This is a genomic window from Arenibacter antarcticus, assembly GCF_041320605.1.
Taxonomy (GTDB): Bacteria; Bacteroidota; Bacteroidia; order Flavobacteriales; family Flavobacteriaceae; genus Arenibacter; species Arenibacter antarcticus.
On record NZ_CP166679.1, the window covers coordinates 2,059,690 to 2,083,788 of the forward strand.

20 protein-coding genes are annotated in these 24,099 nt (G+C 40.7%); 11 read left to right on the forward strand and 9 right to left on the reverse strand.

Annotated features, from left to right (window positions below; genetic code table 11):
• Positions 1-45: 45 nt before the first annotated feature.
• Positions 46-1,644 carry a RagB/SusD family nutrient uptake outer membrane protein gene (locus KCTC52924_RS08430; protein WP_251806286.1) on the reverse strand — a complete coding sequence of 533 codons (1,599 nt, stop codon included), beginning with the start codon at positions 1,642-1,644 and terminating at the stop codon, positions 46-48.
• Between the two features lie 10 nt (positions 1,645-1,654).
• Positions 1,655-4,618: a SusC/RagA family TonB-linked outer membrane protein gene (locus tag KCTC52924_RS08435; protein WP_251806287.1), complete on the reverse strand. Its 2,964-nt coding sequence runs from the start codon at positions 4,616-4,618 to the stop codon at positions 1,655-1,657.
• Positions 4,619-4,978: 360 nt separating this feature from the next.
• On the opposite strand from KCTC52924_RS08435, the gene KCTC52924_RS08440 reads away from it, so the two are divergent.
• The 5 genes from KCTC52924_RS08440 to KCTC52924_RS08460 all read left to right on the forward strand — a co-directional run bounded on the left by KCTC52924_RS08440 (position 4,979) and on the right by KCTC52924_RS08460 (position 10,693).
• Positions 4,979-6,016, forward strand: a complete 1,038-nt coding sequence (locus KCTC52924_RS08440; RefSeq protein WP_251806288.1) for a LacI family DNA-binding transcriptional regulator — start codon at positions 4,979-4,981, stop codon at positions 6,014-6,016.
• Between the two features lie 6 nt (positions 6,017-6,022).
• A complete protein-coding gene (pgmB, locus tag KCTC52924_RS08445) occupies positions 6,023-6,685 on the forward strand; it encodes a beta-phosphoglucomutase (RefSeq protein WP_251806289.1) in 663 nt (220 codons plus the stop codon).
• 121 nt (positions 6,686-6,806) lie between these two features.
• On the forward strand, positions 6,807-8,636 hold the full coding sequence (locus KCTC52924_RS08450) for an alpha-amylase family protein (protein ID WP_251806290.1): 1,830 nt from the start codon (positions 6,807-6,809) through the stop codon (positions 8,634-8,636).
• Positions 8,637-8,708: 72 nt separating this feature from the next.
• Positions 8,709-9,398 carry a glycerophosphodiester phosphodiesterase family protein gene (locus tag KCTC52924_RS08455; RefSeq protein WP_251806461.1) on the forward strand — a complete coding sequence of 230 codons (690 nt, stop codon included), beginning with the start codon at positions 8,709-8,711 and terminating at the stop codon, positions 9,396-9,398.
• Complete coding sequence (locus KCTC52924_RS08460) at positions 9,398-10,693, forward strand: NAD(P)/FAD-dependent oxidoreductase (protein WP_251806291.1); 1,296 nt, start codon at positions 9,398-9,400, stop codon at positions 10,691-10,693. Before KCTC52924_RS08455 ends, KCTC52924_RS08460 begins: the two co-directional genes overlap by 1 nt.
• Here the strand turns inward: KCTC52924_RS08460 and KCTC52924_RS08465 are convergent.
• From KCTC52924_RS08465 to KCTC52924_RS08475, 3 genes are all read right to left on the reverse strand, one after another.
• Positions 10,690-11,418, reverse strand: a complete 729-nt coding sequence (locus KCTC52924_RS08465; RefSeq protein ID WP_251806292.1) for an MIP/aquaporin family protein — start codon at positions 11,416-11,418, stop codon at positions 10,690-10,692. The genes KCTC52924_RS08460 and KCTC52924_RS08465 overlap by 4 nt on opposite strands.
• 19 nt (positions 11,419-11,437) lie before the next feature.
• Positions 11,438-12,937 (reverse strand): glycerol kinase GlpK, encoded by a 1,500-nt coding sequence (glpK, locus tag KCTC52924_RS08470; RefSeq protein WP_251806293.1) that lies wholly within the window; start codon positions 12,935-12,937, stop codon positions 11,438-11,440.
• A 612-nt stretch (positions 12,938-13,549) separates the two neighbouring features.
• A complete protein-coding gene (locus KCTC52924_RS08475; RefSeq protein WP_251806294.1) occupies positions 13,550-14,023 on the reverse strand; it encodes a TspO/MBR family protein in 474 nt (157 codons plus the stop codon).
• Positions 14,024-14,117: 94 nt separating this feature from the next.
• Here KCTC52924_RS08475 and KCTC52924_RS08480 point away from each other — a divergent pair, with 94 nt between their 5' ends.
• The 6 genes from KCTC52924_RS08480 (at position 14,118) to KCTC52924_RS08505 (ending at position 19,739) form a co-directional block, all read left to right on the forward strand.
• Positions 14,118-15,200 (forward strand): diphosphomevalonate/mevalonate 3,5-bisphosphate decarboxylase family protein, encoded by a 1,083-nt coding sequence (locus KCTC52924_RS08480; protein WP_251806295.1) that lies wholly within the window; start codon positions 14,118-14,120, stop codon positions 15,198-15,200.
• 121 nt (positions 15,201-15,321) lie between these two features.
• Positions 15,322-16,260, forward strand: coding sequence for a mevalonate kinase (locus KCTC52924_RS08485; protein ID WP_251806296.1), 939 nt, complete (start codon positions 15,322-15,324; stop codon positions 16,258-16,260).
• Positions 16,261-16,271: 11 nt separating this feature from the next.
• Positions 16,272-17,180 carry a geranylgeranylglycerol-phosphate geranylgeranyltransferase gene (locus KCTC52924_RS08490; RefSeq protein WP_251806297.1) on the forward strand — a complete coding sequence of 303 codons (909 nt, stop codon included), beginning with the start codon at positions 16,272-16,274 and terminating at the stop codon, positions 17,178-17,180.
• Positions 17,181-17,250: 70 nt separating this feature from the next.
• Positions 17,251-18,093, forward strand: coding sequence for a pseudouridine synthase (locus KCTC52924_RS08495; RefSeq protein WP_251806298.1), 843 nt, complete (start codon positions 17,251-17,253; stop codon positions 18,091-18,093).
• 164 nt (positions 18,094-18,257) lie between these two features.
• Positions 18,258-18,821 carry a hypothetical protein gene (locus KCTC52924_RS08500; RefSeq protein WP_251806299.1) on the forward strand — a complete coding sequence of 188 codons (564 nt, stop codon included), beginning with the start codon at positions 18,258-18,260 and terminating at the stop codon, positions 18,819-18,821.
• A 231-nt stretch (positions 18,822-19,052) separates the two neighbouring features.
• Positions 19,053-19,739 (forward strand): SMUG2 DNA glycosylase family protein, encoded by a 687-nt coding sequence (locus KCTC52924_RS08505; protein ID WP_251806300.1) that lies wholly within the window; start codon positions 19,053-19,055, stop codon positions 19,737-19,739.
• Between the two features lie 111 nt (positions 19,740-19,850).
• Here KCTC52924_RS08505 and argH read toward each other — a convergent pair whose 3' ends face one another.
• The 4 genes from argH to KCTC52924_RS08525 form a co-directional block, all read right to left on the reverse strand.
• Positions 19,851-21,131 carry an argininosuccinate lyase gene (gene argH / locus KCTC52924_RS08510; protein WP_251806301.1) on the reverse strand — a complete coding sequence of 427 codons (1,281 nt, stop codon included), beginning with the start codon at positions 21,129-21,131 and terminating at the stop codon, positions 19,851-19,853.
• A gap of 84 nt (positions 21,132-21,215) precedes the next feature.
• The gene (locus KCTC52924_RS08515) at positions 21,216-22,286 is read right to left on the reverse strand and encodes a M20 family metallo-hydrolase (RefSeq protein WP_251806302.1); all 1,071 of its coding nucleotides are present in this window, start codon (positions 22,284-22,286) and stop codon (positions 21,216-21,218) included.
• Positions 22,287-22,292: 6 nt separating this feature from the next.
• Positions 22,293-23,072 carry an acetylglutamate kinase gene (gene argB, locus KCTC52924_RS08520; RefSeq protein WP_251806303.1) on the reverse strand — a complete coding sequence of 260 codons (780 nt, stop codon included), beginning with the start codon at positions 23,070-23,072 and terminating at the stop codon, positions 22,293-22,295.
• A gap of 82 nt (positions 23,073-23,154) precedes the next feature.
• On the reverse strand, positions 23,155-24,099 hold the full coding sequence (locus KCTC52924_RS08525; protein WP_251806304.1) for an acetylornithine carbamoyltransferase: 945 nt from the start codon (positions 24,097-24,099) through the stop codon (positions 23,155-23,157).

A 24,099-nucleotide genomic window follows, 5' to 3' on the forward strand; every position in this document is an offset into this window, starting at 1 on the left:
GGGTTATCCAAAGATAGCCCTCTTTTTTTATAAATAACCCTTGGATCAATATCCAGGATTCTGTGTTAAAGTACCTTTACTGGCGTCAATTTGTGGTTGTGGTATAGGGAATAGGGCTTTGTGTGGGTCGCTATTTGTTTTTTCCCACCATGCATCATCAAATTTCCCAAAGCGAATCAAATCTTGTCTACGGGTCACCTCCATAAACATTTCGCGCCCGCGTTCTGCCAAAAAGGTGTCAGCATTTAATCCTGCAAGAGGAGCTAGTCCCGCCCTTGTCCTAATTGTATTTACATCAGCTTCAGCTAAGGACCAGTTATTTACCGCTCTTGCCCTGCCTTCGGCACGGATCAAATACAGGTCTCCGAGTCGTACAATAGGCATGTCATTATCCTGATCGTCCCTACCAAAGAGCCTAAAGCTAAACTTCCCTAATCTAGCACCTCCCTTACGGGATGCGTTAGGTTCCAATTCGTTGATCTCTGGGGTGTAGTTCAGTTCTAATTGTCCGTCGGTAGCAGCGTAATCTAAGATTGCCGAACCATTGTAATCATATTGTGGACCTACTATAAAGTTGGCTTTCTTTCTAGCATCATTGTCTTCATAAGAGTTGTAAAAGTCTTCTAGGGCCGAGTATCCGTTCCATGGCTGTGACACCAAATTCCATGTAAACTGACTGGAATAGTGCAAAGACATATGGGCAAAATTCATGCCTCCACCAGTAACTCCATCGTAAGCAATGGACCAGATAATTTCTGGGTTGTTTTGGTTGTTTGGGGCAAATACTGCGGCATAGCCTTCCAAGTTATCTGGATCGGAATCAACCACAGGTCTTTTGCCAGGATTGGGAACGCTACAGCCAACACCGCAAAGCACATATCCAGAATTGTCAATGACATAAGAGGCCGCGTCAGCAGCTTCTGTATATCTTGGTGTGCCAGTATAAACTTCCGCATTTAGATACAATTTTGCCAAAATACCCAATGCGGCATATTGGTTTACGCGATATGGATTTACGTCAGTAGTCAATGGACTATTACTGAGGTCCATGGAGGCACTTACCGAAGAAACACCCAATGCGTTTAACAACTCATTCTCTACAAAGGTAAATACTTGGGCTCGGGTGGATTGTGGTGCATCCTGGCCTGGCGTGGTGACAAGTTTTACCCTGCCATAGGTATCTAATAATCTGTAATAGAAGAATGCTCTTAGTACTTTTATCTGTGCTGTCTGATTGTCGTCCAAGCTGGTCTTCAATAAATCGTTACAGGCAGCAATGGCTCCATATTGTTGTGTCCATGAGTCATTGATAGGTCCGTTTGATGGACCAAAGGTATGCCGGTGCATATCTATCCAGATACCTCCATCGTACCAATCTCCCCCTTTTTGGGTTACGGCCATTTCATCAGAGGAAACGGACTGGATAGCCCAATAACCACCACTAGAGGCACTACCGTCTCTCAATTTACTGTAGGCCACACTAAGGGCGTCGTTGCCGCCATTACCACCACCATCAAAAGTAGTGCTAGGTTCGTCTATACTAACGGGGCGGTCAATTTCTCCGACTAGATTTTCTTCTAGGTCCGTACAGGACCATAATAGGAGACCGCCACATAGGAATATTGCTTTATGGATATTTTTCATTGTGAGTCTTTTAAAAGTTTATGTTCAGTCCTAACGTATAGGTTCGGGAGGAAAAATAGTTATTTCTACGATCAATACCTGGAATTAGGGGGTCATAGGTTGTTCCTGGGAAGCCTCCATTATCAATGGTACCCGCATCCTGTAAAGCTGGTTCTGGATCGGAACCAGTGTAGTTGGTTATCGTAAACAAGTTTTGTCCGCTAGCGGTAACCCGAACGCCTTTAATGTAGTCGTTTTCTTTAAGTTTAAAGGTGTAGCCCAAGGAAAGGTTGTCCAGTTTAAAGAAATCTGCTTTTTCCACGTATAGGGAACTAAATTTTGCGTTGGTGATTTCTGGATTGGCCAATTCGGTATTTACAAAGTTATAAGAACCTTGGCTTCCTACACGTGGCTCGTAAAACGCCCTATAGGTGTTTATTAGACTATGTCCGAAGGCACCTCTGAAGAAGGCATTCAAATCCCAGTTACCATATCGCAATTGGTTGGTCCATCCCAATTCAAAATCGGGGGTTCCTTTTCCTAATACTTTAAAATCCCCATCTGGGTCCAAGGCGTTGTTTTGGTTGGTAAGTAATTGGCCGTCATTGTTAATGTCTACAAATTGTTGACTTCCATCTACTACTTCCCCGCTAAATACGGGCCCCCAAATTTGTCCTATTTCTTCTCCTTCCTTAATACGGATCATATCGGTATCATTTTGGCCAGGAGCACCTAAAGATCCTCTCATCTCTTGTGGAGTAAGGTATTCCTTAAGTTTTGTCTTGTTTCGTGATATGATGACCCCAGTATTATATTTAAAGTTCTCATTGCGTAGTAGATCATAATTTATTGCAATTTCAAAACCGCTTGAGCGCAGTTTTCCCGCATTTTCTACCCGTCTACCAGTAGGGTAGATGGTTACGTCCACATCTCTTTCAAGAATAAAATCACTTACATCCCTAGAATAGATGTCTAGGGTAGTAGACAATCTGTCCATTTTAAATTCGATTCCAAAGTTGGTTTCCGCTTTCTCCTCCCACTTAAGGTTTGGGTTAGCGTCTGTACTCTGATTGCTGCTTAACTTGCCATCTGCTGGTGTATACAAAGCCCTAGACAGTCCATTTGAGGATGGTAGCGCACCGGTTACCCCGTAACCTACCCTAACTTTTAATAGATCAATGTTATCGAGTTCCAAGTAATGGTTTAGATCAGCACCGATTCCTACTGCAGGAAAGTTGGCCCATCGATTGTTTTCACCGAATTTGGTGGAGCCTTCCCGTCTTAAGGAGGCATTAAAGAAAATAGCATTGTCGAATGTAGCGCTTACCCTTCCAAAGAAAGCAATAATACGATCGTCCGGAGAAGCGTTGCTATTGGCGTCTATGAAACCCGCATTGGCTAAATCCTGTGACCATTCCAGGGCATTGATGTATTCTATATCGTTATTCGGGAAATCGCCCATTTCCAGAAAGTAGTTGTACTGGTTCTGCTGTTGCCAAGAGTATCCTCCCGTAACCGCAAAATCTATCAGGCCAACATTTTGATTAAACGTACTGTATAGTTCAAATAATTTAAAATCCCTGTTCTCAGTATAAAGTCTAGCTCTACCTTTTCGGTTAGGGCTAGTAGCATTACCTCTAAAATGAGAAGTAGTCCTATAATAGTCCTGATTGGTAAGTTTATTGGTCTGTTGGGAAATAAGGGCGTTCAATTCCCAATTATCCAAGATATCGTAATTGAAGTTAGCACTATAGGTAAATTCATTTTTGTCCCCTGTATTCGTATTTTGATTTACAATGGATACCGGATTAAAACTATCGAAGAGTCCCAATGTTTCAAAATACCCGCCAAAAGTTGGTGAATCAAATTGAAAGGGAGAATCTTTCCCAAAAACCGGGGCTGTTGGATTGTACAACAACGCATAACGCAAAGCTTCCTCATAGCTAAACTCACTTTTCCTATTGGTAAAGGAAATATTGAAATCAATTTTTAATTTGTCGTTAAATGTGAGGGCTGAGACACTTGCTCTAGTATTAAATTGCTTAAATCCAGATTCTCGCAAAATCCCTTGTGAATCCCTGAAATTTCCAGAAAACCTATAGTTGGTCTTTCCATCACCACCTGAAATAGAAACATTGTTTACCTTGGTAGTACCATCTATGGTTACCAGGTCTAACCAATCATTTCTACTTCCAAGATCCACACCGCCCGAGCTTACAAATTCTTCAGCGGACATAACATCTACATGGTTTGCCATGGTAGATACGGCAAGGGATCCATTATAATCTACACTAACTCCGCCTGGTGAACCTCTTTTTGTAGTCACCAAGATGACCCCACTGGAACCCCTTGTTCCATAGATAGCGGCGGCCGATCCGTCTTTTAAAACGTTGATGCTTTCAATGTCATTTGGATCCACGTTGTTCAGGGAGGCCCCTACTACTCCATCTATCACAATAAGTGGAGAGGAGTTGGCTCCTACAGAAGAAATGCCCCGAAGCCTAATTACAGCATCTTCATTGGGATTTCCCCCTTTATTGTATATACTAAGACCAGCAACCTTACCTTGCAATAACTGAGAGGCATCGTTTACCGTTCCTTGGTTAAAATCTTCACTATTAACCACTGTTACCGCGGAAGTAATTTCCTTTCTGGTCTGGGAGCCATATCCGGTAACCACAACTTCATCCAACGCTTGTGCATCTTCGGATAAAACCACATCTATAGTAGTTTGCCCGGATACAGGAATCTCTTTGGATAGGTATCCTATATAACTAAAAACAAGGATAGCGTCTGCTTCTACACCGCTAATAGTGTAGTTTCCGTCAAAATCCGTTTGCGCACCAGTAGTGGTTCCTTTTACCACTACACTTGCACCGGGTAAGGGTCCAGTGGCATCAGATACCGTACCTGATACCTCTTGTGCCAATGCTATTCCGAAACATAGAAATGTTCCAAACAGCATAAAGCCTGTCTTAAGAAATTTGATTTTCATAAATTTTCGGTATTAGTTGAATTAATTTAAATATTAAAAAAATGTTAATATTTTTCGTTTGTAGCTAGCGCTTTAAACGAAAATTAATCAGTGATAAGTAGGTTTTTTTAATTTTATGATATTAATATACTAAAGTTTTAGTAGATAATGCTGATTATCGCAATTAAAGTTAGAATCACTCATATTAAGTATATAAATGTAATCTATTTTTAGACATGTATCATATTCACCTTGAATGATATTTTTTTTGCTACGCCAATCTTATCTTTTTTACACCATCATTTAAACGCTAATTGCATAATTTTACTTTTTAGTATTATCTTTCATACTTATTACGCATAATTAGGAAAAAACAAGGTTTTGAAAAAAAAAATTACGCTGAAACACATTGCGAGGGAATTGGGAGTTTCTATTTCTACGGTATCCAAAGCGTTGAAAAACAGTGTGGAAATTGGGGCGGATACCAAGGAAAAGATTCAGGTTTATGCCAAATTGCACAACTATAAACCCAATAATATTGCCGTTAGTTTAAAGAATAAAAGAACTAAAAATATAGGCGTTATAATCCCCGATATTGTACACCACTTTTTTACCACCGTTTTACGGGGGATAGAAAATTATGCAATTACTCAGGGATACAATGTTATTGTATGTCTATCGGATGAATCATTTGACAAGGAAGTCATCAATATGGAGCTGTTGGCAAATGGGAGTATCGATGGCTTTATTATGGCCCTTTCTGCTGGCACCCAATTAAAGGGAGATTACAATCACTTAAAAGAAGTTACGGAGCAGGGAATTCCCTTGGTGCTTTTTGATCGGGTAACTAATGAGATCAATTGTGATAAAGTGGTTATTAATGATCGGGAAGGAGCTTACCAGGCAGTGACAAAATTTATAAAGGACGGAAGGACTAAAATTGCCATGATTACCACCGATGAACGTTTTAGTGTTAGTAGGGATCGTACTGCTGGCTATAAGCAGGCATTGTTGGATAATAATATGACTTATGACGAGCGACTTATCCTTAAATTTCCTACTATGGAAATAGATGAAAAAGCCATTGAGGACTTTTTTAATACCACCCAGGTAGATGCCGTTCTTAGCGTAAATGAAATATTTGGGATAGCGAGTATGCGTTTTGTCCAAACCATTGGATTACGGATTCCGGAAGATATTTCCTTTATAGGATTTACTGATGGGATTTTATCCAAATACGCTAGTCCTGGACTTACTGCTGTTGCTCAGCATGGAGAACTGATGGGTGAAATTGCTGCGCAGATGCTTATCGAAAAAATAGAAATAGAGGTAGAGGTGGAGGAAGAAGAAATCTATGTCACCAGAATATTGGAGCCTACCCTCATAGAGCGTGGGTCTACCAGAAACCATAAATCTTAAGTGGGAATGAAAAAAACCGGATTTATCTTCGATTTGGACGGGGTGATAGTCGATACCGCCAAATACCATTATTTGGCCTGGAGAAAATTGGCCAATGAATTGGGATTTGAATTCACCGTAGCGCAAAATGAAATGTTTAAAGGAGTAAGTCGAAAAAAATGTCTGGAAATCCTGTTGAATATTGGTGGAATTACGGCAACAACGGAACAATTTGATCGATGGATGATAGAAAAGAATGAAGACTACCTTACTTATATTGAAAAGATGGATCGTTCGGAAATCTTGCCCGATGTGGACAAAGTATTATCCTATCTAAAATCCAAAGGCATGCCTATTGCTTTGGGATCTGCTAGTAAAAATGCAATTCCCATATTGGAAAAAGTTGGACTTACAGATTATTTTGATGTTGTGGTAGATGGAAACCACGTCACCAAGGCCAAACCAGATCCTGAAGTCTTTTTGATAGCTGCAAAAAAGCTAGGGGTTCCAACTCAAAATTGTGTGGTTTTTGAAGATGCAATTGCAGGAATAGAGGCAGCTAATAAAGCCCATATGGTAAGCATTGGAATAGGAGATGCCAAAACCTTATCGAGCGCTAAACACGTTTTTGGAAATTTTGAGGAAATGGATACCGCCTTTTTAGATATGCTTATCGGAGCGGTTAATTAGGGGTGTTATTACCTTGTATCCATAGACCGTCCATGTAGTCCGTTTATTTTAAAATAACCTGTACGGACCAGCGAAAGTTGTTTAAGTTCCTTCAGGTGAATTATCATTATAAAATTATTTTATGGCCCAAACCAAGGATAACGAAAGAGATGCTACCCAAGATTCGCATGGGAGGAAAACGGTGGTATACCAGGTGTTTACCAGATTGTTCGGGAATACCAATACTACCAATAAACCCTGGGGTACCATTGACGAAAATGGTGTGGGTAAAATGGCCGATTTCTCAAAAAAAGCATTGCAGGAAATTAGGGATTTGGGGGTTACCCATATCTGGTATACGGGTATTCCCCATCATGCATTGATTGGCGATTATACGAGCTTCGGCATCTCTAATGACGATCCAGATATAGTGAAAGGAAGGGCAGGATCGCCATATGCCGTAAAGGACTACTACAGTGTAAATCCGGATCTGGCCAAAAATCCCAACAAAAGAATGGCAGAGTTTAAGGCCTTGGTGAAAAGGAGTCATGCTGCAGGTTTAAAGGTGATTATAGATTTGGTGCCCAACCATGTCGCAAGAAAATACGAAGGCAAGAATAACCCAAAAGGAGTGTCGGACTTTGGGGCCAATGACACTAAAAATGTGGTCTACGATAAGAACAATAATTTTTATTACAATCCACTAGAGGTATTTAAAGTACCGGAATGGCGTCATGGATATCTGCCCTTGGGTGGGGAGAAATATGATATGGGCGTGGATAAATTTGTGGAAGCCCCCGCAAAATGGACCGGTAATGGGTCTAGCTTATCCCAGCCAGATTTTAATGACTGGTACGAGACGGTAAAGATAAATTATGGTGTGCGTCCGGATGGTGCTAGGGATTTTGATTCCCTTCCAGAACATTTTGATCAAAAGGATTATTCCGAACATGTTGTTTTTTGGTCCGATAAGGAAGTGCCCGATTCTTGGATAAAATTCAGGGATATCGCTCTTTATTGGCTACAATTAGGGGTTGATGGATTTCGGTACGATATGGCCGAAATGGTTCCCGTGGAGTTTTGGAGCTTTTTAAATTCGACCATAAAAATGGAAAACCCCGACGCCTTTTTATTGGCAGAGGTATATCAGCCAAGCCTATATCGAGATTATATTTTTAAGGGGAAAATGGATTACCTGTATGATAAGGTAGAGTTTTACGATGGCCTAATACCTATTATGCAAGGTCACGGTTGGACAGACCATATCCCTTTAGTACAAGGGGGTTTGTTTGATATTGAGCACCATATGCTCCATTTTTTGGAGAACCATGATGAGGTGCGTATCCCTAGCTCAGAGTTTCTCGGTAATGCCGAACAGGCAAAACCCGGGATGGTAGTCTCGGCTACTATTAGCACTTCACCAACTATGATCTACTTTGGTCAGGAGGTTGGGGAGCCGGCCGCTGAAAATCCGGGATTTGGATCTCCGGGACGCACTTCCATTTTCGATTATATAGGGGTGCCTCATTTGCAACGCTGGGTAAACAATAAGAAATTTGACGGTGGAAAATTATCTCCTCAGGAAAAAGACCTTAGAGGATTTTATAAAAGCCTGCTCAACTTTACCATTAACAGTAGTGCGTTAATGGGAGCTTATAGAGATATTCATTTTTACAATAGGGACCATACGGAATATTATAATTATAGGGTATTGTCCTTTGTACGATGGTCGGAAAATGAAAAACTAATAATTATCGCTAATTTTGATGCTCATGATGGCTTCGGATTTGAACTAAAGCTCCCCGAAGAAATAATTGAGGAATGGGGGCTGCAAAATGGGAGTTATAAACTGCAGGACCAATTGATACCGGCAACGGAGAAAACGTTGAAGGTCCACAATGGCATTGGGGAAGTGAGAATAGATTTACAACCTTTAGAATCCCTAATTTTAAGTTTGAAAGGAATTAATTGAACCGTATATATGAAATCGTTATCAAAATTTGGATTTTTCTTCGTCGTATTACTAATCTCAAGCTGTGTGAATATGAATAAACCTTTGGTCATAGGTCATAGGGGTGCCATGGGGCACGAGACCGAAAACACCTTGGCATCGGTTCAAAAAGCGTTGGATCTAGGGGTAGACATGATCGAAATTGACGTCTTTAAAATTAGAAGTGGGGAAATTGTGGTGTTCCACGATGTGAGTTTGGAAAGGCTCACCGATGGAACCGGCAAAATAGAAGCCTATAATTATGATGACCTTCAGAATTTGACTTTAGAAGGTGGGCATAAAATCCCCACCTTACAGGAGGTCATTAATTTAATGGATAAAAAGGCCCATTTAAATATAGAGCTGAAGGGGAGCAATACAGCCGATAGGGTGAATTTTATAATCAACTATTACGTAAGGGAAAAGGGTTGGCCTCTTGATAAATTTTTAATTTCGAGTTTTAAATGGGAAGAACTAAAAAGGATGAGAGCATTAAATCCGCAGATAAGAATTGCTATATTGACGGACAAAGACCCTTTACAAGCTATTGCCATAGGGGAGGAATTAAATGCCCTGGCGATCAATCCATATTATAAGACCCTTACCTTAGAGAATGTAGATAAAATTCAAAAAGAAGGCTTTAAAGTGTATCCTTATACTGTAAATGAAGTTGAGGACATAAAATCCATGAAACAAATGGGCGTAGATGGCATTATCACCAATTATCCCGAACGAATAGATTAATGTACGACGTACTTATACTAGGAGGAGGGGCCGCTGGGTTTTATGCCGCTATCCATATTGCAGAATCGGATCCCGAACTTAAAGTGGCCATCATGGAGAGGGGCAAAGAGGTTTTGGGGAAAGTTAAGGTTTCCGGTGGCGGACGTTGTAATGTTACCCACGCTGAATTTGATCCCAAGGAACTTGTAAAGAATTATCCCCGTGGCGAAAAGGAATTGTTGGGTCCCTTTCATTCCTATTGTAGTGGGGATACCGTTGCTTTTTTTGAGGAAAGGGGTATTTCATTAAAGATAGAACCAGACGGGCGCATGTTTCCCACCAGCAATTCTTCCCAAACCATAATAGATTGTCTGGTAAACGAAACCGATAGATTGGGTGTTAAAGTATTTAGGAATAGTTCGGTAACCGGAATAACCAAGGTGTTGGAGGATGATAGGGAAGATTCAGCGTATTGGAGCATACAAACCATACGAAATACCTACCGCACTAAAAAACTTTTGGTTAGCACGGGAAGCAACCCTAAAATCTGGGGTATGCTAGAGGCAATGGGTCATACTATAGTACCTCCGGTGCCATCCTTGTTTACCTTTAATATTAAAGACGATAGAATTTCCGGAATCCCGGGGGTGAGTACTAAGGCTAGAATAAATATCGTTCCTGGGCAGGCCCATATAGGAAGATTTAATGCCGCCCTAAAAAAATATGGGATACAGCTTTCCGATCTAGAGTCCGAAGGACCCCTTCTAATTACCCATTGGGGAATGAGCGGACCTGGGATCTTAAGGCTATCGGCATGGGGTGCTTTGTTTTTAAACGAACTAAACTACAGATTTCCCATACGGGTAAATTGGCTGCCCGATTATCACGAAGGGGCAGTACTGGGTGAGCTTCAAAAAATAAAGGAAATAGAAGGAAAAAAAACAGTGCTGCGGACCAAATCTTTTGATCTTCCCAAAAGATTGTGGGTCAGTTTGGTAAAAGCCTCTGAAATCACAGAGACCGATAAATGGGCCGATATTTCCAAAACCCAGTTACAGAATTTAGCAATGCAACTGACGGACTCTCAATTTCAAGTGACTGGAAAAAGTACTTTTAAGGAAGAATTTGTTACCGCAGGTGGGATTGACCTTAAAGAAATTAATTTCAAAACCTATGAAAGCAAATTAGTTCCCAACCTGTATTTTGCAGGGGAAATCATCAATGTAGATGCTATTACCGGGGGATTTAACTTTCAAAATGCCTGGACGGGCGCCTATATAGCCGCCCGAGGAATTGTAAGGAACGGGGAATCCTAGTGTAACACCAACATCAATAATCCTGCAAGTGTAGCACCTAGGATAGGACCTACTACCGGAATCCAAGAGTAGCCCCAATCGTTACCTGCCTTATTTTTTAAGGGAATAATTGCATGTATTATCCTTGGTCCCAGATCTCTGGCCGGATTTATGGCATAACCTGTGGTCCCGCCAAGCGAAAGTCCTATGGACCATACTAGAAACGCTACGGGGAGGGCGCCCAAAGAACCCAGTCCTATAGCGGTCCCCGAATCTGTAATGGTGGCATCGGTAAAATAGAGCACTACAAATACCAGGGCAAAGGTGCCGACCACCTCGCTAAAGAAGTTGGATATGGGATTTCTGATTGCAGGTGCGGTACAAAACACCACCCTTTTTAGCTCTTTATTCTCAGTTGCATTAAAATGATCAATATATACTAACCACACCATTAAGGCACCCAGCATGGCTCCAATAAATTGGGCCAATACATAGGAGGGCACCAAGGCCCAACTAAATTTGCCTGCTACTGCCAAGCCAATGCTTACCGCAGGGTTAAGGTGGGCGCCGCTATATGGGGCAGCTACTACTACTCCCACGAAAACTGCCAGGCCCCAAGCGGTGGTGATTACCATCCACCCAAGGTCATTGGATTTTGTTTTTTCCAGGACAACATTGGCAACAACGCCGCCACCGAGGAGAATAAGAAAGAAGGTGCCGATTATTTCGGCAATAAATGGAGTCATATTTAGTAGGATTATTTATTTAAGAATTTTGATCTGACCAATATTGCAAAGCCTTAACAGCCCTATACCAGCCTTTAATGTTGGCTTCAATTTCTTTTCGTTCGGTGCTGGGCGTAAAATTGGCATCGGTCTGCCATATTTCTTGGATTTCTTCTAGACTATCCCAAAAGCCCACTGCCAATCCCGCCAAATATGCGGCCCCCATAACGGTGGTTTCTATCACTTTTGGACGTACAGTAGCTGTATTTAGGACATCGGACTGAAATTGCATCAGCATATCATTTACGGTGGCCCCACCATCTACTCGAAGTTCCTTGATCTTTATATTGGAATCGGCCTCCATGGCCTTTAGTACATCCATAGTCTGAAAGGCGATGGACTCTATCGCCGCTCTGGCTATATGCGCATCGGTACTACCACGGGTAAGGCCAAAGATGGTGCCTTGGGCATGCTGGTCCCAGTATGGTGCTCCCAAACCTGCAAATGCGGGAACAAAATAAACGCCTTCAGTACTTTTTACAGTAGCTGCCAAGGCTTCTATATCCGATGATTTCTTTATGATTTTTATACCATCCCTTAGCCATTGTACCACGGCACCGGCAATGAAAATACTTCCTTCCAGTGCATACTGCGTCTTTCCGTTAATTTTCCAAGCAATGGTGGTGAGGAGATTGTTTTCGGAAACAATAGGTTTTTCCCCTATGTTCATCAGCATAAAGCAACCCGTACCATAGGTGTTTTTTACCATTCCAGGTTTGGTGCACATTTGTCCGAATAAGGCTGCCTGCTGATCCCCTGCTATTCCTGCAATTGGAATTTTGGAAGCAAAAAAATTGGGATTGGTATGACCGTATACTTCACTGGATTCCTTTACCTGTGGCAGCATGGATTTTGGAATGGAGAACAGGTCCAAGAGTTCTTGGTCCCATTCCAAGGTGTTAATATTAAAGAGTAAGGTTCTGGATGCATTGGTGACATCGGTGATATGTAATTCCCCTTTGGTCATATTCCAAATGAGCCAAGAATCTATGGTTCCTAATAATAGGTCCCCTGCTTCGGCCTTTTCTCTTGCGCCTTCCACATTGTCTAATATCCACTTTACCTTGGTACCCGAAAAATAGGAATCTATAACCAATCCTGTTTTTTCACGGATCAGTTGCGACTTTCCCTGTTTTTTTAACTGGTCGCAATAGTCGGAGGTCCGTTTATCTTGCCAAACGATGGCATTGTATACAGGCTGACCATTGTTTTTGTCCCAAACCACTACGGTTTCTCGTTGGTTGGTGATGCCTATTGCGGCAATATCCGAACCGTAAATGCCTTTCTTGGAAGTGGCTTCCGCGGCCATTCCTGCTTGGGAGGACCATATTTCCAAGGGATCGTGCTCTACCCACCCGGGTTTCGGAAAATATTGCGTAAATTCTTTTTGTGCAACCGAAACAATGTTGCCCTTCTTGTCGATAACAACCGCACGGGAACTGGTAGTACCCTGATCTAAAGCCAAAATGTAATCTGCCATTGGGGTTTTCTTATTTAAAATAGCGATTAAGATAGTGAAATAAGTGGATTTATTTTAAATGTCTTTACAATATTAGGAATGGGCATAGTCAAAAATACTATTGAGATATTCAGGTAATAGCTGTTTTCTTAATTGAAAAGGGTGGGATTGCCATTGGGAATGTACCTTTATGGCTTTATTTATACAAGAGTAAATTTTTACTATTATAGTATTCCTGTGGTCATAATAGTAAAGGTGGATGTTCCGTTTTTATCTTGATTATTTTTGGCCTATCTCCAACTAAATATTTGTTGAAAGTATATAGGTTCTTGTTTTCGGACATGCCCAATTGATTGCGAATACCATAAATCTCACTTCTAATTAGGTTATACTTCACACTAATTTTAATAACTACTAACTGATCTTTGCGTTAGCTATTGTAGCGGTATCCTTTTTTGGATTTTATCATTTTTAGCGATGTCCTACAAGGTTTCCGAAACCTTGTAGGTTTTGCTGGTATTATCTAAAAGCAAACAAAAAAGTGCAAGGGAAGCGCCAAAAAAGATATAGCGGAAAGAGCGACCCGATAGGGGAACGCCCAACATAAAATTAAGCGTCAAACTGCAGTCTGGTTCAGTTTAACTCCCAAATTTTAAAGTTGAGAACAATGGCAAAACAGACCCAAAGTAGATAAGGGATTAGGAGATAAGCTGCGATTTTATCTACCACTCTAAACCATTTTATGGTGAAGATCAACAATACTAATAAGGTAAGGATAATCAGTAACGCTCCAAAGGTGTTTTTGAAACCGAAAAAAACAATACTCCATAAGGCATTAAACAACAATTGTATCCCAAAATGGTATAGGGCCGTTTTCACCCAAATATGATAAAACCCTTTCGCCCATACCCTTCCTGCGGCAATGCCTATTAAAATATAAAGAAGGGTCCACACCGGAGCGAAAATCCAACTAGGGGGATTAAACCAGGGTTTGTTTAGCTGTAAATACCAATCGTTTACCGAGCTTTGCGTTGCAAAACTAGATAAGAATCCAACCAAGAGGCAGATCGCTACCGAGATTCCGATATAGGTATATTGTTTTTTCAAAAGGTGGTGGTTATTCCTCTAAATTAGGAATTTATTTTAACAGCAACTAGGGCAAAACGCCTTAAAAACTATCTTTGTGCAAATTGTAAGGATTATGATGGAAAAAAACTTTATTCCGGTGAACTGTACAAGCCCCGTAGTAGATGGAATGGTAACTTATAAATCTCCCAGTAATATTGCTTTGATAAAATATTGGGGAAAAAAGGAAAATCAGGTGCCAGCCAATCCTTCCATCAGTTTTACTTTGGACTCCTGTGCCACAACAACAAGCCTTAAATACACTAAGTTAGATGTGCCAAGTGAAGATTTTTCCTTTGAGCTGTTTTTTGGTGGGAAGCCCAAGCCCGATTTTAAGCCCAAGATTCAAACCTTTTTGACTCGAGTAGCACCTTATTTGCCATTTTTAAAGTCCTATCATTTTGTTATAGAAACTTCTAATTCTTTTCCCCACAGCAGCGGGATTGCCTCTTCGGCTAGTGGTATGTCTGCTCTAGCACTTTGCTTAATGCATATTGAAAAGCAGTTAAATCCAGATATGGAGGTGGCGTTTTTTAATACAAAGGCCTCTTTTTTGGCTAGATTGGGTTCCGGAAGTGCTTCCAGAAGTATAAAAGGGCCTTTAATGCAATGGGGTCAGCACCAGAATACAGAGGGTAGCTCGGACTTTTATGCCATTGAATATCCCTATAAGGTGCACCAGGTATTTGAAGGTTTTCAGGACACCATCCTTTTGGTAGATAAGGGGCAAAAACAGGTTAGTAGTACTGTTGGGCATAATTTAATGCACAACCACCCCTTTGCAGAGAGACGATTTGAGCAAGCGCATGATAACTTAACCGAATTACAAAAGGTCCTCGCTGATGGTGATCTTACCAATTTCGTAAAAATTGTGGAGAGCGAGGCACTTACCCTTCATGCCATGATGATGAGTAGTTTACCGTATTTTATGTTGATGAAACCGAATACTTTACAAATTATCAATAAGATTTGGGAATTTAGGGCTACTAGTAAATTGCACATCTGCTTTACTTTAGACGCTGGGGCCAATGTACATGTGTTGTATCCGGCATCTGAAAAAGAATTGATTTTGCAATTTATTAAGGATGAGTTGGTTGCGTATTGTGAAAACCAGCAGTATATTTGCGATCAAATTGGGGATGGTGCTGTTGCGTTTTGAAGGAAGATAAAAAATTAAACCATAGTGTAGAGGTTGGTTGGGAAAGTGAAATTACCTGAGCGCCAATTTTGCGGTATTTATTTTTTATTCATGATTATAAATTTATTAGTAACTTAATAAAATGAAAGGACCGCTATTTTATTCTAAAATTCTACTTTTTGGGGAGTATGGAATCATTAAGGATTCCAAAGGACTCTCCATACCTTATAATTTTTTTAAAGGTGCCCTAAAATCACCGGATAAAGATTCTGAGCAGGCTAAGAAATCCAATGCCAGTCTTAAAGAGTTTGCGGAATATTTGGAGCAGGTGCAGCAAGAGAATACCTCTTTGGTACGTTTTAACTTGGAGGCTTTAAAGAATGACCTTGCCACGGGCATGTATTTTGATAGTTCTATCCCTCAAGGATATGGCGTGGGTAGTAGTGGTGCCTTAGTAGCCGCTATCTACGATAAATACGGTCTAGATAAAATTACGGTATTAGAAAATCTTACCCGGGAAAAACTATTGAAATTGAAGTCCATTTTCAGTAAAATGGAATCTTTTTATCATGGGAATTCTTCTGGTCTAGATCCTTTAAATAGTTATTTAAGCCTTCCGATTTTAATAAATTCTAGAGATAATATAGAGTCTACCAGTATTCCTTCGCAAAATTTTGATGGGAAGGGAGCTGTTTTTTTATTGGATAGTGGTAGCATTGGTGAGACTGCTCCAATGGTACATTTGTTTATGGAGCAAATGAAGCATGAAGGGTTTAGGTCCATGTTAAAAGACCAGTTTATAAAACATACCGATGCCTGTGTAGAGGATTTTATTACTGGCAATATTAAATCGCTCTTCGGAAACTTAAAGCAATTATCCAATGTAGTCCTAGATAATTTTAAGCCTATGATCCCCGTAGAATTCCATAAACTTTGGAAACAAGGGTTAGAGAGCAATGATTATTACCTAAAATTATGTGGTTCTGGTGGTGGTGGCTATATATTGGGTTTCACAGAGGATATCCAAAAAACCAGAAAAATATTAAAAGACTATAATTTAGAAGTAGTTTATAACTTCTAAGACTCCAAGATATGCTTAGTAGAAAAAATAAGCTCTTGCTTTTAAAGGTTCTGAGCTTGTTTTCCGTTATTCGAGGTTACAATATCCTAATGATTGTTCTGGCCCAATACTTGGCCTCCATTTATATTCTTGCGCCCAATCTACCTCTTAGGGAAGTGGTTTTGGATTTAAATCTCTTTGTTATTGTAGTTGTTTCCGCGCTGGTGATTGCTGGCGGTTATATCATCAACAATTTCTACGATGCGGAAAAGGACTTGATCAATAAGCCAAGGAAGAGTATGTTAGATCGATTGGTGAGCCAGCGAACCAAACTCTCCACCTATTTTGTGCTGAATTTTATCTCCGTTTTTTTGGCGAGCTACGTGTCCTTTAAAGCAGTATTGTTTTTCTCTGCTTATATTTTCGGAATTTGGTTCTATTCCCACAAACTAAAAAAGTTGCCTTTCTTAGGGAATTTTGTTTCTGCTTCTTTAGCAATTGCCCCATTTTTCGCTGTTTTTGTATATTATAAAAATTTTGAGATCGGGATCTTTGTACATGCGCTATTTCTGTTCTTATTGATTTTGGCCCGTGAAATGATTAAGGATTTGGAGAATATAGCTGGGGATCTGGTCCAAAACTATAAGACCATTCCCATTTTGTACGGAGTGACCTTTTCTAAAATTTGCATCACCATCCTTATTGTGCTTACTTTGGTGCCATCACTCCTGTTGATCGAATATTTTGATGTGGGTTATATGTATATTTATTTTATTGCAAGTATCTTTTTTCAGATCGGATTTCTGATTTTGTTGATCAAGGCAAATAATAAAAAACATTATGTTTGGCTGCATATCATCCTTAAATTGATCATAATTGCTGGAGTTTTCAGTATTTTGTTGATCGATATAGACCTCGTTTTAAATAGAATTCTACGCTAATGCCGAATTACGGTACGATTCGCACAATCATCCAATTTCCTTTATTACCTTTGCATCAAATAAATTACATATGAGTAGGTCAGATTCAAATGACGATAAAAAGGCGTCTGGAAGGCAGGGAGGTAATTTTCGTAAGAAAAGTTTCTCCAGAGGAAATGCGCCACTAAAGAAAAATAACGATGCAAAGCCAGCCTCCGATCCCAATGTTATGAGGTTGAATCGATATGTGGCCAATTCTGGAGTATGTTCACGAAGGGATGCCGATATCTATATTTCCGCTGGTAATATTACAGTAAACGGCAAGCCTATCACAGAAATGGGGTACAAAGTAAAACTTACCGACGAGGTAAAGTTTGATGGACGCTTGTTAAATCCTGAGAAAAAGGAATATGTACTCCTAAACAAACCAAAGGATTTTGTGACTTCGGCAAAGGATGAACACGGGAGGAGAACCGTTTCCTCATTAATTACTCATGCCTCTAAATCCAAGCTACTTCCTATAGGGAAAATGGATAAGACCGCTACGGGACTGTTGTTGTTTACCAATGACGGGGAAATGTCTAAACGCCTTGCCAAACCAAAAAATGGAGTTAGGAAAATTTATCATGTAGAGCTCAATAAGAATCTTAGGGGAGAAGATCTTCAGAAAATTAAGGATGGTATACAGATAGAAGAGAGTGTGGTTCGGGTAGATGATGTTAGTTTTATAGACAATGCCCCAAAAAGGGAAGTTGGAATAGAGTTGAGAAGTACCCGTAATAAGATTGTACAACGTATTTTTGAAGAATTGGAATATGAGGTGGTCAAATTGGATAGAGTGGTTTATGCCGGACTCACCAAAAAGGACTTGCCGCGTGGACATTGGCGTTACCTTACTGATCAGGAGGTAATTAACCTTGGAATGATCAAGTAATATTCTTCTTTCCACAAAACTAAAAACCCATTGGTGATATAATCCCTAGTGGGTTTTTTTTAGTTTCCCGATCTTTATTTTTTCAATAAACAGGAAGACTACGGCCTATTTTTCAGAATCCATTGTGTGATTGCCATCAAGAAATAATTACATATATTCGGGCTATGAGAAAACTCCTTTTTATTTTATTAGCAGTACCCCTTCAAATAATGGCGCAGGAAGTGCCTGGGTCGGTACAATTTTGGAATACCTTAGAAAATCATTGCGGAAAGTCCTATGAAGGTGTCATCACTGCCGGAGGAAAAGAAGGAGATGGCTTTACTGGCGAAAAATTACTGATGCACGTTCGTGCCTGTGACGAAAACGAGATCAGAATACCTTTTTTTGTGGGTGATGACAAATCCAGAACTTGGGTACTTACTAGGGGAGACGATAATTTAATTCTCCTTAAACACGATCATAGACTAAAAGATGGTTCTGAAGATACCGTTACCCAATACGGCGGACGTAGTCCTAATACCGGATTGGCCGACATACAGTTTTTTCCAGCGGACCAATTTACTTCTAATTTATTGGAACATGCTTCCAATAATGTGTGGTGGTTTACCGTGGACGATACTTCCTTTACTTATAACTTGCGCAGAATAGGGACTGACAGGTTCTTCTCTGTGAAATTTGACCTCACCAAGATAGTAGGCACCCCAGCTGCACCATGGGGCAGTGAATAACCACCAGCAAAGTCAGAAAGTATAAAATAAATTACATTCCCACCCCTCTCACGAGTAGAGAAGGGTGGTTAGCCTACTTTTGGCGGCATCCAGTATCGTATTGTCATGTATAAGCTTGTGTAGAACTGTTATCGGTAGTTTCCGTCCGATGCCTTGGGGTAATTGACTTAGTTCATTTTTTTTTCGGTATCTTGTTTGTATGCAGGATAACCCAAAAATAGATAGGGGAGGATGAACGAAACACTTGCAATAAGGATTATTAGGTTTAATAAGGACCTCAATTTTTCTAGGAAATTGTTTAATGGGATACAGGTGATGAATCCTTTTAAGGACAATACAGAAATCCTTACTATCACGGATTCCTTCTACCATAAATTCTATGACGATACCAATAAAAGGAAACTAATTGTAGGGATAAATCCGGGAAGATTGGGTGCTGGGGTGACAGGGATCCCGTTTACCGACACCAAAAGACTTACCGATATCTGTAATATAGGAATAGCCTCAGTTATCAGCCACGAGCCCTCCTCTGTTTTTATTTATGAGGTAATAGAAGCTTATGGGGGAGTGGAGAAATTTTATGCGGATTACTTTATAAACTCAATGTCTCCCCTTGGTTTTATCGAAAAAAATGCCAAAGGAAATTGGGTTAACTGTAATTACTACGACTATAATCAATTGTTTGACCAAACAAGGCCCTTTATAATATCGAGCTTAAAGAAACTTATTGCGTTGGGAATGGACACCACAAATTGCATCGTTTTAGGTAAGAAAAACGCAAAGTATTTGAAGGTTATCAATGAAAAGGAAAAATTATTTGATACTATCACGGTTTTGGACCATCCTCGTTATATAGTGCAGTACAAATCCAAAGAAAAAGAAAAATACTTGACGGAATACTTAAAGGCATTGTGTTAATAACTAACTACCCCCTCCAATTGGTGGGGGTAGTGGAGTACTTTTTATTCGAGCTCCAATAGCCATCGGCTTCACTTGAAGATGCGGTTTAAGCTTTCCTAATTGAGGATACTAAGCAATTTTCTCCATTTTCTTTCGGATCTCTGCCAAGCACAAATTCCCTAAACTTCCCTTATGCGTGTGTTTTATATCCCTTTTTGGGGAAAAGGTTCCTTCGTTGATCTCTTTTCCCATCTTTTTATAGGCATCTCTAAACGGCACACCACTCAATACCAATTCGTTCAACGTATCCACGCTGAAGAGATAATCGTATTTGGGGTCTTCCAAAATAGCTTCGTTTACACGGATCTCCCGCAAGCTAAAGGTGAGTATTTCCAAACAGGCTTTCAGGTCCTGAATAGCGGGAACAATTACTTCTTTCACTAATTGTAGATCCCGGTGATACCCACTAGGCAGGTTGTTGGTGATAAGGATTAATTGGTTGGGTACCGCCTGTAGTCTATTGCACTTTCCACGAACGAGTTCAAAAACATCCGGATTTTTCTTGTGCGGCATAATGCTGCTTCCTGTGGTAAGCTCGTCTGGAAAGGAAATAAAATTAAAATTTTGGCTCATATATAGGCAGATATCCATGGCCATTTTAGAAAGAGTCGCTGCAATATTACTCATTCCGAATGCTGCTGCTTTTTCTACCTTCCCGCGTCCCATCTGGGCGGCCACCACATTGTATTTCATAGTTTCGAAGCCCATTTCCGCTGTGGTAAAATCACGGTCTATAGGAAAAGAACTGCCATATCCTGCAGCACTTCCCAACGGATTCTGGTCTGCCACCTTAAAGGCAGCATCCACAAAGTATAGATCATCTACCAAACTCTCCGCATAGGCGGAAAACCACAGTCCAAAAGAGGAGGGCATAGCAATCTGTAAGTGAGTGTAGCCCGGTATGAGTACAGATTTGTATTTATCAGCCAAATTTAACAGCAAATCAAAAAGGACCTTTACCTCGCCCTTTATTTCAGTAAGTTCGGCTTTAAGGTAGAGGTGCATGGCTACTAGAACCTGATCGTTCCTAGACCTTGCGGTATGTATTTTCTTGCCAGTATCGCCCAATTTCTCAGTCAATACATACTCAATTTTAGAATGCATATCCTCAAAACTGTCTTCGATCACAAATTTACCTTTCTCAATTGTTTTTGCGATATTATCTAGCTCCCTCACCAAGTCATTTGTTTCCTTGGAAGTAAGGAGCCCAATTTTCCCCAACATCTTGGCATGCGCCTTGGAGGCAATTACATCGTATTTGGCTAGGAGTAGGTCTAATTCCCTATCGTTCCCAACTGTAAAATGATCTATTTTTTTGTCCGTGCTAAAGCCTTTGTCCCAAAGTTTCATTTTCTATGTTTTTTTCCTTCCCGAAAACACGGGAAACGGTTTAATGTACTAGCTATTTTATTCTTTATGAAAATCTATTGTCTACTACTTATTCAACAGAAAGCCTTCCAGTATTTTTATATACAGGTCAATGCCCTCCTCTATTTCCCGAATATAGATAAATTCGTCCGCAGAATGGGAGCGGGTGCTATCCCCAGGTCCCAATTTTAGGGACTGGCAATATAAGCAGGCCTGATCCGAAAGTGTTGGAGACCCATAAGTTTCCCTTCCCAATGCTAAGCCCGACTGTATCAAAGGGTGGTCCTTGTCTATGGAGGACGAATTTAATCGCAAAGAACGTGGAACCATTTCGCAAGGCGCTTCCTTGGTCAGGATATCCGCAATCTCCTTATTGCTATAACAGTCGTTTACGCGCACATCAATTACCAAGTCTACATGGCCTGGTACTACATTGTGCTGATTGCCGGCCTTTATTTGTGTGACCGTAAGTTTAACCTCGCCCAAGACCTCCGAAATTTTCGGGAAACTATAGTTTTTGAACCACTGAAGGACTTCAATGGTATTGTAAATAGCGTTGTTGTTATTGGGGTGAGCTGCATGCGAAGGCGTGCCACTTACCTTTCCATCAAACACTACCAAACCTTTTTCCGCAATGGCCAGTTGCATTAGTGTAGGCTCCCCTACAATGGCCAACTCAATTTTGGGGAGCAGGGGCAACATACTATTAAGTCCATTTGGTCCAGAGCTTTCCTCCTCTGCGGAAGCCACAATAATAATGTTATGGCTTAAATTTTCTACCTCATAGAAATGGGTAAAAGTAGCTAAGAGGGACACTAGGCAGCCTCCTGCATCGTTACTCCCAAGACCAAATAATTTTCCATCCTCCACATGCGGAAGGTATGGGTCCTTGGTGTAGGCTGAGTTGGGTTTTACCGTATCGTGATGCGAATTCAACAACAGATTAGGCTTATTGTCGTCGTAGTGTTTATTAACCGCATATACGTTGTTCTTCACCCTCTTGAAAGGGATATTGAAGCTGCTGAGCCACTTTTCAATGGTGTCTGCTGTCTTATCTTCTTCAGAGGAAAAGGACTGTATACTGATGAGTTGCTGCAGTAATTCAATGGCTTTTTCCGTTCGTTGTTTTTGATCCATAGTAATTTATAAGGTAATGGTAGTATATAAGGTGGCTTTGGGAGCTAACATGCTAATATCCCCTATGCAGACCTTGCCTACGTTTTTATGAAGTGCATAAAAGCAATTTTCCAATTTAGGAAGCATGCCATCTGCTATGATTTTCTTTTCTAGTAATTCTTGATAGTTTCCTGGTTCCAAGTGTTTTACTACGGAATCCTCGTTTGTAATATCTAGCAATACGCCTTTTTTTTCGAAGCAGTAGTACAGGGTGGTTTCAAAAGCATCACTCATCCCAATAGCCACTTCCGAGGCTATGGTATCTGCATTAGTATTTAATAATTGTCCGTGCATGTCGTGGGTGATAGCGCAGAATACAGGAGTAAATTCCGCTTGTAGTAACTGATATATCGCTAGGGTATTCACTTCTTCCACATCGCCGGCAAATCCGTAATCGATTTCTTTTACGGGACGTTTTACCGCCCTGATGGTATTGCCATCGGCACCACTCAATCCAATTGCATTGGTGCCCCTGGCCTGTAATTGAGCCACGATGTTTTTATTGGCGAGGCCCCCGTAAACCATAGTGATAACCTTTAACTCTTCGGTATCTGTGATTCGTCTGCCTCCGATCATTTTAGATTCTATCCCTAATTTTGCGGCAATTTGAGTCGCCATTTTTCCTCCTCCATGAACCAATATTTTTGGACCTTCCATGGCCGAAAAGACGTCCAGAAACGTATGTAGTTCCTCTTCGTTTTCTAGTATGTTACCTCCAATTTTGATAATGGATAGTTTTTTTTTCATAACCCCTTGCTAGTCTCTCCAAACTGGAGGAATTCATATTATTTATTCTTCATTTGACGTTATTGTAGCTCCTAGTTGGGGCTTAGCTTTCTAGGCCATGTAATACCTTCTTTAGCACTATCTGTGCAGCATAAGTTCTGTTGTTGGCCTGTTCTATGACAAGGGACTGCTCTCCGTCTAATACATCATCTGCGACTACTATATTTCGACGTACCGGTAAACAGTGCATAAATTTAGCCTTGTCCAATTTCTTGGCAGTCATGGTCCAGTTTTTATCCTGATGCAATACCTTGCCATAATCTTGGTAATTACTCCAGTTTTTTACGTAGACAAAATCGGCATCCTCTAAGGCTTTGTCCTGATCGTATTCAATTTTTGAGTTTTTGGTAATTTCGGGGTTTAGTTCATAGCCCTTGGGATGGGTAATAACAAACTCGGCATCCTGCAATTGCATCATTTCCACAAATGAATTTGCTACTGCATGGGGCAGAGCTTTGGGATGCGGGGCCCAGGAAAGTACCACCTTAGGTCTTTTTTTTGTATTGTTTTCCGAGAGCGTAATGGCGTCTGCTAAGGCCTGTAGCGGATGTCCAACAGAACTTTCCATATTGATTACTGGGATTCCGGCGTATTTTTTAAAGCCATTGAGTACCACTTCGGCCTCATCCTGCTCCTTATTGGTCAAGGTGGCAAAAGCACGTATGGCTACTACATCGCAATATTGAGCCACTACCTGTGCCGCTTCTTTTATATGTTCTGAGGTCCCTTGGTCCATAATAGTACCATCGTCATATTCCAACGCCCAGCCTTCACTGCCAAAATTCATCACTATGACTTCCATTCCAAGATTCATTGCCGCCTTTTGGGTGCTAAGACGGGTTCTTAGGCTGTTGTTAAAAAATAACAAGCAAATGGTCTTGCCCGCTCCCAAGGCCTTGTGTTGCAAAGGTGCCGCTTTTAAGGATTTTGCTTCCTCTACCCATTGGGGAAGCGAGTCGATGTCTTTTAATGATAAATAATGTTGCAT